This window comes from Actinospineispora acaciae DSM 45401 (genome assembly GCF_000620785.1).
Lineage (GTDB): Bacteria > Actinomycetota > Actinomycetes > Mycobacteriales > Pseudonocardiaceae > Pseudonocardia > Pseudonocardia acaciae.
This window is the reverse complement of the sequence record NZ_JIAI01000012.1, coordinates 173,294-187,889: the sequence shown is the minus strand read 5'-3', so window position 1 is coordinate 187,889 and position 14,596 is coordinate 173,294. Positions and strand designations below refer to the sequence as shown.

15 protein-coding genes are annotated in these 14,596 nt (G+C 72.7%); 11 read left to right on the top strand and 4 right to left on the bottom strand.

What is annotated here, in order from left to right; translation table 11 throughout:
• Positions 1-8 precede the first annotated feature (8 nt).
• The 5 genes from N912_RS64735 (at position 9) to N912_RS0137800 (ending at position 3,912) form a co-directional block, all read left to right on the top strand.
• Positions 9-170 (top strand): hypothetical protein, encoded by a 162-nt coding sequence (locus tag N912_RS64735; protein WP_169748027.1) that lies wholly within the window; start codon positions 9-11, stop codon positions 168-170.
• Between the two features lie 2 nt (positions 171-172).
• The gene (locus N912_RS0137815; protein WP_211261546.1) at positions 173-868 is read left to right on the top strand and encodes a phosphoadenylyl-sulfate reductase; all 696 of its coding nucleotides are present in this window, start codon (positions 173-175) and stop codon (positions 866-868) included.
• 106 nt (positions 869-974) lie between these two features.
• Entirely contained in the window at positions 975-1,874 is a 900-nt protein-coding gene (gene cysD / locus N912_RS0137810) for a sulfate adenylyltransferase subunit CysD (RefSeq protein ID WP_211261545.1), read from the top strand.
• Between the two features lie 2 nt (positions 1,875-1,876).
• Positions 1,877-3,157: a sulfate adenylyltransferase subunit 1 gene (locus tag N912_RS0137805; protein WP_028926510.1), complete on the top strand. Its 1,281-nt coding sequence runs from the start codon at positions 1,877-1,879 to the stop codon at positions 3,155-3,157.
• A complete protein-coding gene (locus N912_RS0137800; RefSeq protein ID WP_028926509.1) occupies positions 3,157-3,912 on the top strand; it encodes a sirohydrochlorin chelatase in 756 nt (251 codons plus the stop codon). The genes N912_RS0137805 and N912_RS0137800 overlap by 1 nt, the downstream gene beginning before the upstream one ends.
• A gap of 8 nt (positions 3,913-3,920) precedes the next feature.
• On the opposite strand, the gene N912_RS57170 is transcribed toward N912_RS0137800, so the two are convergent.
• Entirely contained in the window at positions 3,921-4,391 is a 471-nt protein-coding gene (locus N912_RS57170; RefSeq protein ID WP_037068675.1) for an RrF2 family transcriptional regulator, read from the bottom strand.
• 290 nt (positions 4,392-4,681) lie between these two features.
• Between N912_RS57170 and N912_RS0137790 the strand changes: the two genes are divergently transcribed.
• Genes N912_RS0137790 through N912_RS0137770 form a run of 5 tightly spaced genes read left to right on the top strand, consistent with a single transcriptional unit; the run spans position 4,682 to position 8,770 of the window.
• The gene (locus N912_RS0137790) at positions 4,682-5,758 is read left to right on the top strand and encodes an ABC transporter substrate-binding protein (protein WP_028926508.1); all 1,077 of its coding nucleotides are present in this window, start codon (positions 4,682-4,684) and stop codon (positions 5,756-5,758) included.
• A gap of 7 nt (positions 5,759-5,765) precedes the next feature.
• Positions 5,766-6,614: an ABC transporter ATP-binding protein gene (locus N912_RS0137785; RefSeq protein ID WP_028926507.1), complete on the top strand. Its 849-nt coding sequence runs from the start codon at positions 5,766-5,768 to the stop codon at positions 6,612-6,614.
• Positions 6,604-7,524 (top strand): ABC transporter permease, encoded by a 921-nt coding sequence (locus N912_RS0137780; protein WP_084211557.1) that lies wholly within the window; start codon positions 6,604-6,606, stop codon positions 7,522-7,524. Before N912_RS0137785 ends, N912_RS0137780 begins: the two co-directional genes overlap by 11 nt.
• The gene (locus tag N912_RS64075) at positions 7,521-7,676 is read left to right on the top strand and encodes a hypothetical protein (protein ID WP_156994282.1); all 156 of its coding nucleotides are present in this window, start codon (positions 7,521-7,523) and stop codon (positions 7,674-7,676) included. Before N912_RS0137780 ends, N912_RS64075 begins: the two co-directional genes overlap by 4 nt.
• A complete protein-coding gene (locus tag N912_RS0137770; protein ID WP_028926505.1) occupies positions 7,670-8,770 on the top strand; it encodes a YeiH family protein in 1,101 nt (366 codons plus the stop codon). Before N912_RS64075 ends, N912_RS0137770 begins: the two co-directional genes overlap by 7 nt.
• Here N912_RS0137770 and N912_RS61090 read toward each other — a convergent pair.
• The 3 genes from N912_RS61090 to N912_RS0137755 all read right to left on the bottom strand — a co-directional run bounded on the left by N912_RS61090 (position 8,742) and on the right by N912_RS0137755 (position 14,070).
• Positions 8,742-9,641 (bottom strand): hypothetical protein, encoded by a 900-nt coding sequence (locus tag N912_RS61090; RefSeq protein ID WP_051581365.1) that lies wholly within the window; start codon positions 9,639-9,641, stop codon positions 8,742-8,744. The two genes, N912_RS0137770 and N912_RS61090, sit on opposite strands and share 29 nt — an antisense overlap.
• A gap of 20 nt (positions 9,642-9,661) precedes the next feature.
• Positions 9,662-10,894 (bottom strand): M24 family metallopeptidase, encoded by a 1,233-nt coding sequence (locus N912_RS0137760; RefSeq protein WP_245645715.1) that lies wholly within the window; start codon positions 10,892-10,894, stop codon positions 9,662-9,664.
• 77 nt (positions 10,895-10,971) lie between these two features.
• Complete coding sequence (locus tag N912_RS0137755) at positions 10,972-14,070, bottom strand: aminotransferase class III-fold pyridoxal phosphate-dependent enzyme (RefSeq protein ID WP_037068672.1); 3,099 nt, start codon at positions 14,068-14,070, stop codon at positions 10,972-10,974.
• 81 nt (positions 14,071-14,151) lie between these two features.
• On the opposite strand from N912_RS0137755, the gene N912_RS0137750 reads away from it, so the two are divergent.
• Positions 14,152-14,586 (top strand): Lrp/AsnC family transcriptional regulator, encoded by a 435-nt coding sequence (locus N912_RS0137750; protein WP_037068756.1) that lies wholly within the window; start codon positions 14,152-14,154, stop codon positions 14,584-14,586.
• Positions 14,587-14,596 lie beyond the last annotated feature (10 nt).

Below are 14,596 nucleotides of genomic sequence, written 5' to 3'. Positions count from 1 at the left end.
AGCCTGACGTGACCGAACGAGCGGTGCCGTTCTACTGCCCCTACTGCGGCGAGGAGGACCTGGCGCCGGTGGAGGAACCGCACGGCGCGTGGCGCTGCGCGGGCTGCCTGCGCACGTTCGCGGTGAAGTTCGTCGGAATCGGAGTCCCGGAGGGGGCGATCTCGGAATGAGCGTGACCACCGCCGAGGACCTACGCGAGTTAGCGGATCGCGGGGCCGCCGAGCTGGGCCCGGACGCCTCCGCGCACGAGGTCCTGGACTGGACCGCCCGCGCGTTCGGTGACCGTTTCATCGTGGCGTCCAACATGCAGGACGCCGTGCTCGTCGACCTGGCCGCCCGCGCCCGCCCCGGCGTGGACGTGCTGTTCCTGGACACCGGCTACCACTTCGCCGAGACGATCGGCACCCGCGACGCGGTGGAGGCCGTGCACGGCGTGCGGATCGTGAACGCCACCGCCGAGCACACGGTGGCCGAACAGGACGCCGCCGAGGGCAAGGACCTGTTCGCCCGCGAGCCCGACCGCTGCTGCTTCCTGCGCAAGGTCGTCCCGCTCCAGAACACCCTGGCCAACTACGACGCCTGGGTCACGGGCGTACGCCGCGTCGAGGCCCCCACCCGCGCCAACACCCCGCTGATCACCTACGACGAGAAGTTCGGCCTGGTCAAGGTCAACCCGCTCGCGGCCTGGACCGACGAGGACATGGACGCCTACATCGCCGAGCACAACATCCTGGTCAACCCGCTGGTGGACGCCGGATACCCGTCCATCGGCTGCGCGCCGTGCACCCGCAAGCCACTGCCCGGCGAGGACAAGCGCGCCGGCCGCTGGGCCGGCCGCGCCAAGACCGAATGCGGCCTCCACGCATGAGAACGCGCAGGTCACAACCCGTGAGTGGTAAGCGGTGCTCTGGCACCGCTTACCACTCACGGCCTCTGAGCTGGGGAAACGGAGTTGAGCTGTGAGTGCGCCTGCGATTACGCGGACGTTTGATGCGTTGGACGCGTTGGAGTCCGAGGCGATACACATCTTTCGGGAGGTCGCGGGCGAGTTCGACCGGCCGGTGATCCTGTTCTCCGGTGGGAAGGACTCCACGCTGCTGGTGCACCTGGCGGTGAAGGCGTTCGCGCCGGCGCCGGTGCCGTTCCCGCTGTTGCACGTGGACACCGGGCACAACTATCCGGAGGTCATCGAGTTCCGGGATCGGCTGGCGGCGCGGTTGGGGCTGCGGCTGGTGGTGGCGCCCGTGCAGGAGTGGATCGACGACGGGCGGCTGACCGAGCGGCCGGACGGGACGCGCAACCCGCTGCAGACGGTGCCGCTGCTGGACTCGATCAACGAGCACCGGTTCGATGCGGTGTTCGGCGGCGGGCGGCGGGACGAGGAGCGGGCGCGGGCGAAAGAACGGATCATCAGCCTGCGCGACGCGTTCGGCCGGTGGGACCCGCGCAAGCAGCGCCCTGAGCTGTGGAACCTGTACAACGGCCGGCACGCGCCGGGCGAGCACGTGCGGGTGTTCCCGATCTCGAACTGGACCGAGCTGGACGTCTGGCGCTACATCCAGCGCGAGGAGATCGACCTGCCGTCCATCTACTACGCGCACCGGCGCGAGGTGTTCCGCCGCGACGGCATGTGGCTGGCCGAGGGTCCGTGGGGCGGCCCGCGTAACGGCGAGCTGCTCGAACTGAAAACAGTGCGTTACAGAACCGTCGGGGACGGCTCCTGCACTGGCGCCGTCGAGTCCACGGCCGTCACCCTGGACGAGGTGATCGCCGAGGTCACCGCGTCCCGGCTGACCGAGCGCGGCGCCACCCGCGCGGACGACAGGCTCTCCGAGGCCGCCATGGAGGACCGCAAGCGAGAGGGCTACTTCTAGAGATGAGCTCGCCAACCCAGCGCGACCTGTTGCGGTTCGCCACCGCCGGCAGCGTGGACGACGGCAAGTCCACGCTGGTCGGGCGGCTGCTCTACGACACGAAGTCGGTGCTGGCCGACCAGATCGAGGCCGTGCACCGCGCCTCGGTGGACAAGGGGCTGGCAACGCCGGACCTGTCGCTGCTGGTGGACGGGCTGCGCGCGGAGCGCGAGCAGGGCATCACGATCGACGTGGCGTACCGGTACTTCGGCACGCCACGCCGCGAGTTCGTGCTCGCCGACACCCCGGGGCACGTGCAGTACACCCGCAACACGGTCACCGGCGCGTCCACCGCGGAGCTGGCCGTGCTGTTGGTCGACGCCCGCCACGGCGTGGTCGAGCAGACCAGAAGGCACGCCGCCGTGCTCGCGCTGCTGCGGGTGCCCCGGCTGGTGCTGGCCGTCAACAAGATCGACCTGGTGGACTACGACGAGGCCGTGTTCACCGCGATCGCCAAGGACTTCAACGGGCTGACCAGGGCGCTGGGCTACCCCGAGGAGCGGGTGGTCACGATCCCGGTGTCCGCGCTGGTCGGGGACAACGTGGTGGACGCCTCGGCGAACACGCCCTGGTACTCCGGCCCGACGCTGCTCGAGCACCTGGAGTCGGTGCCGGTCAGCAGCCCGGACGCGGACGCCCCGCTGCGGGTGCCGGTGCAGTACGTGATCCGGCCGGCCCGCTCGGACTACCGGGGCTACGCCGGCCAGGTCGCGGCCGGGACCGTCCGCCCCGGGCAGCCGGTGCTGGTACTCCCGGAGGGGCTGCCCAGCACCGTCGAGGCGGTGGATACCGCGGACGGCGAGCTTCCCGAGGCCGGTGTGGGCCGCAGCGTCACCGTCCGGCTGGCCGACGACCTGGACGTGGCGCGCGGCAGCGTGATCGTCGACGCGGCGCAGCCGCCAGCGGTGACCGACGAGCTGGAGGCCACCCTGTGCTGGCTGGCCGAGCGGCCGCTGCGGCCCGGCGCGCGGCTGCTGCTCAAGCACGGCACCCGGGTGACCCAGGCGATCGTCGGCGCGCTGCACGACCGGCTGGACACCGACACGTTGACGCTCACCACGCCGGACCGGCTCGAGATCAACGACATCGGCCGGGTGAGCATCCGCACCGCCGACCCGCTGCCGGTCGACGACTACGCGGACAGCCGCGCCACCGGGTCGTTCCTGCTCATCGACCCGCCGACCGGCAACACCCTGGCCGCCGGCCTGGTCGGCACCCCGCTGACGTTGGGCACCGTCGCCTGATGCCCGCACTGGTCGCGGTGGCGCACGGCAGCCGGGATCCGCGCTCGGCGGCCACGATCTCCGCGCTGGTCGAGCGGGTCCGCCTGCGGCGTCCCGGCCTGGACGTGCGCGTCAGCTTCCTCGGCCTGAGTACGCCCCGGCTGTCCGACGCGCTGGCCGCCGTGGCGGCGGACGGGCACCGGGAGGCCGTCGTCGTACCACTGCTGCTCGGGGACGCTTTCCACGCGCGGGTGGACGTGCCGGACATGGTCGGCCGCGCGGCCCGCCGGCACCCCCGGCTGCGGTTGCGGGTGGCCGACGTGCTCGGCGCCGACCCTCGGCTGGTGGACGTGGCGCTGCGCCGGCTGGGCGACGCCGTGGATCGGGCGGACGAGCGCGAGCTGGGCGTGGTGCTCGCCGCCACCGGCTCGTCGCGCCCGGCCGCGAACGACCACGTCACCGGGATCGCGTCGACGCTGGCGGCCGAGCATGGCTGGCGCGGCGCGGTGGCGGCCTTCGCGACCGCCGCGTCCCCCACCGTCCCCGAGGCCGTCGAGCTGCTGCGTGCGCGGGGCGCCGGGCGGATCGCGGTGGCCAGCTGGTTCCTCGCCCCCGGGCTGTTGCCGAGCCGGGTGGCCCGCGCCGCGCTGGCCGCCGACCCCGCCGTGCGCCTGGCCGCCCCGCTCGGGGCCGACGACGCGGTCGCCGACGTGGTCCTCGACCGCTACCAGGGCGCGCTGGCCGACGCCGCCGCAAGGCTCGCGCACGTCTCCTGACCGGAAGCTCAGCCCGTCGGCCAGACCGACCGCCAGGACCGGTCCTTGCTGGTCTGGGCGACCACGGCGTCCGGAAGGTTCCCCTCGACGACCTGCGCCACCGTGGTCAGCTCGAGGATCTCGCGGAGGCTGGCGCGGACGGCCACCCAGACATCCTGTAGATGACGCGCGGCACCCTCGTAGGCGTGGCTCTCCGGGCGCTGGCCTCGGACCAGGGCGAGCGGGCCGTCGGTCACGCGGATGACGTCGGCCAGGGAGATCCCGTACGCGGGCCGCGCCAGCCGGTGCCCGCCGTCCGGACCCCGCCGGCTCTCCACCAGCCCGGCCCGGCGCAGCTCGACCAGGATGCCGTCCAGGAACGTGCGCGGAATGCCCTGCGCCGCCGCGATCTCGTCCGCCTTGACCGCACACTGTTCCGGCGCGCTGGCCAGCACGCACAGCGCCCGCAGCGCGTAGTCAGCCCTCGCCGAGATCTGCACGCCGTCATTCTCACCCAGCGCGCGGCGACCAGCCTCACAGCCCGTTACCTGGGATTTTGTTGACTAAGCGGCTCAGGAATGTAAGCATCGGTGGGTGCGTGCCTGCTCCCGGACCGACCGGCCCCTCCGGCCGTTGCTGGTCCGTCGGCTGCACGTCGACCTGATGCGCGTCTTCGCCACATCCTGCCGCTGACCCTCGGTCCTTCCAGCGCCGTTTCCGCGCTGTTCACCAGTCCTCGGCAAGCACCGATCGTCCGGCCTGAAACTTGATCAAACTGATCGGATTACCTATGACGCGCCGTGCCCGCCTCCTCGCCACCCTGCTCGCTGTGGTGGCGCTGTCCGCGACGGCGGCCGCGTGCTCGCGCGCCGACCGCGGCACCGCCGGCCAGGCCCAGGCCAACCAGGGGCCGGCCGCCGAGCTGCGCCTCGGCTACTTCCCGAACATCACCCACGCACCCGCGCTGATCGGGCAGGACAAGGGCCACTTCGCCGGCCAGCTCGGCAACACCAAGCTGATCACCCAGCCGTTCAACGCCGGCCCCGAGGAGGTCAACGCGCTGCTCGGCGGCTCCCTGGACGCCGCGTTCATCGGGTCAAGCCCGGCGATCAACGCCTTCGCCAAGTCGAACGGCGAGACCGTCCGGCTCGTCGCCGGCACCACCTCCGGCGGGGCACAGCTCGTGGTCAAGCCGGACATCACCTCCCCGGAACAGCTCAAGGGCAAGACGATCGCCACCCCGCAGGCCGGCAACACCCAGGACGTGGCGCTCAAGAAGTGGCTCAAGGAGCACAAGATCCCGCAGGGCGCGGACGGCGTCACCGTGCAGAACCTGGAGAACCCCCGCACCCTCGACCTGTTCAAGTCCGGCCAGGTGGCCGGCGGCTGGCTGCCCGAGCCGTGGAGCTCGCGGCTGGTGGACGCCGGGGCGAAGGTGCTGGTCGACGAGAAGACGCTGTGGCCGGGCGGCCAGTTCCCCACCACTGTGCTGATCGTGCGCACCGACTACCTGCAGCAGCACCCGGACACCGTGGCCGGGCTGCTGCGCGGCCTGCAACAGTCCGTGGACTTCGCCGCCGCCAACCCCGCCGAGGCCAGGACCGTCACCAACGAGGCGATCAAGCGGCTCACCGGCGCCTCACTGGCCCCGGCGGTGCTGGACCGGGCGTTCACCGAGCTGTCCTTCGGGCTCGACCCGCTGGCCGGCACCTTCCCCCAGCTCGCCAAGGACAGCGTGACGGCGGGCGCCACCCCCACCGAGACCAACCTGACCGGATTCGTGAACGTCACCGAGCTGAACAAGGTCCTCCGAGCGTCCGGCAAGCCGGCGGTGGACGCCGCCGGCCTCGACAAGGCACAGAGGTGATCCGGGCATGACAGTCGTCACCGCTCTCAACGACGCCCCTACCAAGGACACCCGTTCGGACGCCGAGACGACGGCGGTCACGCTGTCCGGAGTCGGCAAGACGTTCGGCTCCGGCGCGAACGCGGTCACCGCGCTGCGGGAGATCAACCTGAAGGTGCGGCCGGGCGAGTTCGTCTGCCTGCTCGGCGCCTCCGGCTGCGGCAAGTCGACGCTGCTCAACCTGGTCGCCGGGCTGGACCGGCCGACGACCGGCGCGATCGAGCTGGGCACCGGGAGCCCGTCGTTCATGTTCCAGGAGCCGGCGCTGCTGCCCTGGCTGGACGCCGGGCGCAACGTCGAGCTGCCGCTGCGGCTGGGCGGCGTGGGCCGGGGCGACCGCAGGCGCCGGGCCCGCGAGCTGCTGGAGCTGGTCAGGCTGGACGGGCAGGCCGGCAAGCGGCCGCACGAGCTGTCCGGCGGCATGCGCCAGCGGGTGGCGCTGGCCCGCGCGCTGGCACACGCCACCCAGCCGGGCTCTGTCGACTCCAGGGTCGACTCCAGGGTCGACTCCGGGGCCGACTCCGGGCTGCTGCTGATGGACGAGCCGTTCGCCGCGCTGGACGCGATCACCCGGGACGTGCTGCAGGGCGAGCTGCTGCGGGTCTGGCGGGCCACCGGGACCACCGTGCTGTTCGTCACCCACGACGTGCGCGAGGCGCTGCGGCTGGCCCAGCGGGTGGTGCTGCTGTCGTCGCGGCCGGGCACAGTGGTCGGCGAGTGGTCGACGGTCGGCCCGGACGACCCGACCGGCCGTGACGAGCTGCACGACGAGATCACCGGCCGGCTGCGCGAGGTCATCAGCCGTCATGCCGCCTGAGCCGACGACCACCGCGACCACCGCGACCACCACCGCCGAACGCCCGGGCGAGCTGACCGACGACAGGGCCGCGATCGCCGGCCTGGACGCGCTGGACACCCCCACCGAGCAGCGTGCCCCCGGCTGGCGTCGTGCGCTGGCCGCCTTCGGGCCGCCGGTGGTCGCGGTGGTGCTGTTCCTCGCGGTGTGGCAGGCGCTGTGGGCGGCCGCGTTCTGGCCGGAGTTCAAGCTGCCCGAACCCCTAGCAGTCTGGCGGGAGTTCCTGGCCGCCGTGGACAGCGGCCAGGTGTGGTCGATCCTGTGGACGTCCATCGGCAGGGCGTTCCTCGGGTTCTTCATCGCGCTGCTGGTCGCCACCCCGCTGGGGCTGCTGGTGGCCAAGGTAAGGGTGGTACGGGCCGCGATCGGGCCGCTGCTGCACGGGCTGCAGAGCCTGCCCTCGGTGGCCTGGGTGCCGGCCGCCGTGCTGTGGTTCGGGCTGACCGACGCCACCATCTACTTCGTCGTCCTGCTCGGCTCCATCCCGTCGGTGGCCAACGGCCTGGTCGCGGGCATCGACCAGATCCCACCGATCCTGCCGAGGGTCGGCCAGGTGCTCGGCGCGCGCGGCCTGACCAGCGCCCGGCACATCCTGCTTCCGGCCGCGCTGCCCGGCTACCTGGCCGGCTGCAAGCAGGGCTGGGCGTTCTCCTGGCGGTCCCTGATGGCCGCCGAGATCATCGCGGCAGGTCCGCTGCTCGGGTTCGGGCTCGGCGCGTACCTCAAGGACGGCAGCGACTACAACAACATGCCCAAGGTGATCGCGGCGATCTTCCTGATCCTGATCGTGGGCATCGGCATCGAGCTGCTGGTGTTCCGGCCGGTGGAGCGGCGGGTGCTGCGAGCCCGCGGATTGGCGGTGACCCGGTGAGCGACCCGGTGAGCGACCAGGTGAGCACGCCAGAACCCGTCGACACCCAGCCACCGCGCCGGCGGCTGTCCGTGGACTGGATAGCCGTGCTGGTGGCCGGCGTGCTGGTGCTCGCCGTCGGGTTCGGGCTGCTGCCGGTGATCCCGTGGTGACCCGGGCGGCCAGCCCGTCGACCGTGATCAGGCGCGCCCCGGCCACCCTGGTGTCCTACCTGCCGGGGCTGGCGCTGCTCGCGGTGATCGGCCTGATCGGCAAGTGGGCGCAGGGCGAGATCAAGGCGCTGGGCACCGCCACGCACACCGCCCTGCCGGACATCGAGTACGTGCTCTGGGCGATCCTGCTCGGCGCGGTCATCCGCAACACCGTCGGCATCCCGCGCGTGTTCCGGCCCGGCGTCGGCACCTACGAGCTGTGGCTCAAGATCGGCATCGTGCTGCTCGGCGCCCGGTTCCTGATCGGTGACGTGCTGCGCCTGGGCGGGGTCAGCCTGGTGCTGGTGTTCATCGACATCGTGATCGCCAGCGGGATCGTGCTGCTGCTCGGCCGCTGGCTGCGGCTGCGCGGCAAGCTCACCTCGCTGCTGGCCATGGGCACCGCGATCTGCGGGGTATCCGCGATCATCGCCGGGCGCGGCGCCATCGAGGCCGACGAGGAGGACTCCGGGTACGCGATCGCGGCCATCCTGGCCCTGGGCGCGGTGGCGCTGCTGACGTTCCCGTTGATCGGGCACGGGTTGGCGCTGACCGACACCGAGTACGGCGTGTGGGCCGGGCTCGCGGTGGACAACACGGCGGAGACCACCGCCGCCGGCGCGCTCTACTCCCCGCAGGCCCAGGACGTCGCCGTGCTGGTGAAGAACACCCGCAACGCGCTGATCGGCTTCGTGGTGCTGCTCTACGCGCTGTACTGGTCCTCGCGCGGGCAGGCCGCGTCGGTGGGCACCGGGCTGGCCGCGCGCGCCGGGTTCGTCTGGGAGCGGTTCCCGAAGTTCGTCCTCGGCTACCTGGCGGTGTCCGCGCTGGCCACCGCCGGCGTGCTCAGCAAGCCCGAGATCACCAGCCTGGGCAACCTGTCCAAGTGGGCGTTCCTGCTGACCTTCGCAGGCGTCGGGCTGAACTTCGACCTGCGCCAGATGCGGGTCACCGGCTTCCGGCCGTTCGTGGTGGGCGCGATCGCGCTGGCCGTCGTCGCGGTGACCGCCCTCGCCGAGGTGCTGATCACCTCGCGGGTTCTGGGCGCGCTGTAACGGCCCCCGCTTCGACGTCGGCGCGCCACTGGCGCCAGCCGGTGAAGTTCCCGCTGCCGGGGGTGGCCGGGGTCGCCACGTGCTCGAACGGGGACAGGTGCAGGGCGGAGCCCTGGCCGGGGTTGAGCAGCCGCTCGTACAGCCGCAGGTCCGCGTCGATCGAGGGGCCGGCGCCGACCACCCGGTCGCCGGTCGGGGTGAAGTACGAGACCCGCGCGCTGCGCGCCGCCGCGACGGCCCGTGCCTGCTCCGGGGCGAGCGCGTCCCGTTCCTCGGCGGTGATGAACGGCGTGTGCCAGTCCCCCACGGCCACGGATGACGGGCTGGAGCCGGTCAGGGCGTCCTTCATCGCCAACGCCGCGTCGTAGATCGGCAGGTAGGCCAGCGGCGCGCCGGTGTCGTCGGTGTCCAGGCGCTGGGCGAAGAAGTTGTCCCACTCCGTGCTGGAGATGACCACGGTGTGCATCAGGTACGGCTCGAGGATCCGGTTGACCTCCTGCTTGTGCACGCCGAGCTCGAGCCCCGCCCGCGCCTGGCCCAGCGCGGTCTCGACGCTGCGCATCCACCAGGCGTGCACGTCCGGCCACCGGGGCGAGCCCGGCTCGATGAACTCGTGCGCGTTCATGCCCGGCTTGTTCACCGAGAACGCGCGCGGCACGTACGGCGTGCGCTGGACGTACTCGATCATCCGCTTGACCGGGACGGCGCGCGAGGAGGCGGAGTTGCGGGAAAACGCGCGGTGGGTGTTCAGCTCGGCCAACGCGGAGCGCGGCAGCGTCACGACCATCGTGGTCAGCCGGTCGCCCGCGTCGTTCACCGAGTCCGCGACGACCCTCGCGTCGACCTGCGTGACCTCGGGTAAACCTGACACGGGCGTACCCTATCGCCCGCTCACAGCTCGATCAGCTCCGCGGCGCCGTGGGTGAGCGCCCGCGCGCCGTCCGGCTCCACGACGAACGTCTGGCTCAGGCCGACGCACTGCGCCCCGAACGAGCGGAACGACGCCGGCACGTGGAAGGTCATGCCCGCCTGGAGCAGGCCCGGGTTGTCGGCGGTCAGGCAGAACGGCGCGCCGTCCATCCAGTGCGGCGGGTGCGCCAGCCCCACCGGGTATCCGAACATCCAGTGGAACACCTCGTCGGCTTCGAGCGGGCCCAGCGCCTCGCGGGCCCGCCGGGCGACCTCCGAGCACGCCACGCCGGCCTTGGCGTGGGCCAGGACGGCGGCCAGCGCCGTGCGCGAACGGTCGGCCAGGCGCAGGGTGACCGGCGACGGGCGCCCCCGGACGACCGTGCGCATGACCGGGGCGTGGTAGCGGTGGTGGGTACCGGCGAACTCCAGGAACGTCGAGCCCGGGGCGGCGAGCGGCTCGGAGCGGAACGTCGAGTGCGGGACGCCCGCGCGCGGTTCGCTGACCACCAGCGGCCCCCAGGCGGAGCGCGAGTCGGCCTCCCGGTGCAGTGCGGCGGCGATCGCGGCGGCCACCGTGGAGTCGGTGGCGGCGGGCTCGCGGGCCGCGCCGACGGCCGCGTCCAGCCCGAGCGCGGTGATGCGCGCCGCCTCCTCCATGCACCGCAGCTCGGCGGGCGAGAGCACCAGCCGCAGCGTCTCCACCAGGAACCGCCCGTCCACCAGCGCGAGCCCGAGCGACCGGAGCCGGTCGATGACCGCCGGCGGGGTCGTGGCGCCCTGGAGCTCGACGGCGAGCCGCCCGCCCGTACCCAGCGTCCGCCGCACGTGCGCGGTCACCAGCTCGTCGCGGTCACGCGTGTTGTCGTAGCCGGTGTAGACGATCTCGTCGGCGGACGAGCTGGCCAGCGCCCGGCCGACCTCCAGGTCCATCACGTACAGCCGGGCGCCCTCGTGGGTGACCAGCAACGGCTGCGGCGCGGTCTCCTGGGTGTGGTAGCCGCACAGGTACTCCACGCTGGACGGACGGAACACCAGCAGCGCGTCGGCGTCCAGCTCGGTGAGCCGGGCGCACACCCGCCGCATCCGAGCGTCGTACTCCGCCGGCTCGAACGGGGGCGGTTCCAGCACCTCGACGGCGCCGATCGCCTCGTCGGTGAGCCACTGCGGCTCGGGCCCGTCGCCGAGCCGCTCCAGTTTCCGCCCTGACGTCACCGGCCGCCTCCCCGTCACGTGTCGTGTCCGTGTCGTGTCCGTGTCCGTGTCATGTCCGTGTCCCGGAACGTACTCGATCACCGGCGCGGGCTCAGCTCGGCGAGGGCCGACTCGATCACGGTGGCCGCGCGCTCGGCCTGTTCCACGGTGAGCACGGCGGGCGGCTTGATCTTGAGGACGTTGTCGGCGGGGCCGTCGGTGGACAGCAGCACGCCGTCCCGCTTGGCCGCCTCGACCACCCGGGCGGCGGTCACGGGGTCGGGCCGCTTCGACGCCCGGTCGGTCACCAGGTCCACGCCGAGGAACAGGCCCCGCCCGCGCACGTCACCGATCACCGGGTACCGCGACGCCATCGCGGCCAGCCGCGCCTCGAGCCGTTCGCCGACGAGCGCGCAGTTCGCCATCAGCCGCTGGTCGTGCACCACGTCCAGAACGGCCAGCCCGACCGCGCAGGACACCGGGTTGCCGCCGTAGGTGTTGAAGTACTCCATGCCCGTTCGGAAGACGCGGGCCACCCGGGGTGTGGTGACGACGGCGCCGATCGGATGGCCGTTCCCGATCGGCTTGCCGAGGGTGACGATGTCCGGCACCACGCCGTGCCGCTCGAACGCCCACATGTGCGTGCCCACCCGCCCGAAGCCGCACTGCACCTCGTCGGCGATGCACAGCGCACCGGCCGCGCGGGCGTGCGCGTACGCGGCCTGCAGGTAGCCGCCGGCCAGCTCGACCTGGCCGGCGCAGCCCGGGATCGACTCGTGGACGAAGGCGGCGGCCGGCGTCCCCGAGGCGGCCAGCTCCGAGCAGTGCGCCGCGACATCCTCGGCGTACCGGGGCCCGTCGCCGCCGAACTCGCCCCGGTACGGATCGGGCAGCGCGCACACCCGCACCCGCCCGCCCGGGCCGGAGCCGCCGGCGCGGTTGAACTTGTACGGGCTGATCTCGATCAGGGAGCCCAGGTTGCCGTGGTAGGCCCAGTCCAGCACCAGCACGTGCTCGCGCCCGGTCGCGGTGCGGGCCAGCCGCAGCGCCAGGTCGTTGGCCTCGCTGCCGGAGTTCGTCAACATCACCACGTTCAGCGGGTCCGGGAACGTGGCGGCCAGCCGCCGCGCGTACTCGGTGATGTTCGGGTGCAGGTACCTGGTGTTCGTGTTCAGCAGCCCGGCCTGGGTGGACAGCGCCTCGACCACGCGCGGATGACAGTGCCCCACGTGGCAGACGTTGTTGACCAGGTCGAGATGGCGCCGCCCGTGCGCGTCCACCAGCTCCGCGCCGGCGCCGGCCACGATGTGCAGCGGCTCGGCGTAGCTCAGCGACAGGGTGGCGGACAGGTTCGCCGCCCGGCGCGCGGTGATCTGGGCGGTGATCTGGGCGGCGGTGCGGTCCGGGGCGGCCGCCGGGGTGAGCGGGGCGCGCAGCAGCAGGTTCGGGTCCGGGGAGACGCTCTCCCAGACGTCCAGCTCGCTGGGGCGGACCGCGCCGGGCAGGTCGGTGGAGCGGCCGAGCAGGGTGGTGAACAGCTGCACGTGGATGTGCGGGGGCCAGGCGCCGTTCTCCGCCGCCGCCCCGACCCGTCCGATCCGCTCGCCGCGCCGGACCCGCGCGCCGGGCCGTAGCTCGGCACAGCTGCGCTCGCTGAGGTGCCCCACGAGCAGCCAGAACGGCGTGCCGTCGGCGGTGCGGTGCTCCAGCATCAGCACACCGCCGTAGTCGTAGTCCCGGTCGCGGAAGTCCACAGCGGCCAGGACGCCGTCGAACGGGGCGAACACCGGCTCCCCCGCGTCGGCGAACAGGTCGATGCCCAGGTGCACGCTGCGCCGCTCCCCCGGCCCGCCGCCGTTCCCGTTGCCGCCGTTCCCGTTGCCGCCGTTCCCGTTGCCGCCGTTTCCGTTCTCGTTTCCGTGGCCGCCGTATCCGTTGCCGGGGCCGAAGGCGTCGCCCTGGTAGACGACACGGTCCTCCCGGTACCGGCCGACCGCCAGGGTGTCGCCGCCCGCGCGCATCCGCGATTCGATGGCGGCCGCCACCCGCTCCGGGCCGTGGCTCATGCGCAGTTCCTCCGGCCCGTCCTCGGTCCAGTCGACGTGGTGGATCCGCGCGGTGCGGGGGTCGGTGCGCAGCATCGGCGCCGGGTCGCAGCCCACCGACCGCAGCCAGGACACCACCGCCCGCTCATTGGCGACCGGCCGGTACCCGCAGGCGTCCCGGAACCGGGCTGCCAGCAGCTCGCGTGGCTGGTCACCCAAGGCCGCGAGCAGCGCGCGGATCGGCTCCTGGCTGACGTCCAGGTAGGCGTTGTCCGGGTCAACCAGGCGCTGCTCGGCGGCGTTGGCGATGCTCATGGCCAACCGGATGTCCACCAGGTCGGGCAGCAGCCGCAGCTCGGCGGCGGTGAGCGGTGCCTCGGCGTGGTAGCCGGCCACCACGGCGGCCGCCGCCGCGACCGGATCCGGCACGCCCAGCTGGGCGTAGGCCACCGCGACCGCCAGCCCACAGATCCTGGGCGCCCGCACCACGTCGCCGAAGTCGATGATCCCGGCCACCCGGCCGTCCGCGCCGACCAGCACGTTGTTCTCGCTGGCGTCGTTGTGCACCGCCTGCGCGGGCAGTGCCCGCAGCTCGGGCGCCAGCTCGTCCAGCCGGCCCAGGCTGGAGCCGACGAACTCACGGTCCCGATCGTCCAGCAGCGGCAGCACCCGGGCCAGCGCGGTGGCCCGCAGCGGATGCCAGCGGTACTCGCGGTCCAGCGCCGGGTGCTCGAACCCGGCCAGCGCCGCATCCAGCCGGGCCACCGCCGCCCCGAGGCCGGCGAGCCGCCGCGCGTCCGGCGGACCCGCGCTCGCCCACACCCGCCCGTCCACCCAGTTCAACAGCCGCACCTGGTGCTCCCGGCCGTCGATGCGCGCGGTCGCGGACCCCGCGAGGCTCGGCACCGGCAGGCCCCGGCCGGCGAGGTGGGCGAGCACGGCGTCCTGCAGCTCCGGCTCGTCATCGGCCCCGTCGTCGGCCCCGCAGTCGCTCGCGTACACCTTGAGCAGGTACGCCGGGCGTCCGCCCACGTCCAGCCTGGCGTTGCGGTGCCGCTCGCCCGGCAGCGGCGCCGCCACCGCGTCCACGTCGAACAGGTCACGGGCCAACGCGGCGAGGGCCTCGATCGGCGTCGAACTGCGCATCTGCATGACGGCGACGCTATGTCCCGGCCACCGGGGCGGTCGACGAGTCCGGGCGCGAATCCGGGCGCGATGCAAGGATCAGGCGCCATGGACGACATGGATCGCAGAATCTTGCACGAACTCGGCCAGGACGCACGAACCTCGCTCGCTCACCTTGCGCACGTTTCCGGCCTGGCCGCATCCTCCGTCAAACGTCGCATAGCTCGTCTCGAAGAACTGGGAGTGATCAAGGGATACACGGTTCGGCTCGACCACCACGCGCTCGGACTGGGATTGCAGGCGCTGATCGGGATATTCGCCGCCACCGGGACCACGCGCGAACAGTTGACCGACGCACTCACCGGACAGGAGGAGATAGTGCGGGCCTGGACGACGGCCGGAAACGCCGACGCCCTCGCCCTGATCAGGGCGCGAGACACCGACCATCTCGAACAGATCATCCTGCGCCTGCAGCGAACCCCGGGAATCGCGCACACCCGGACCCAGATCTTTCTCAGCGAACTGCTCAACCGCGGCGACTGAAAACAGGACA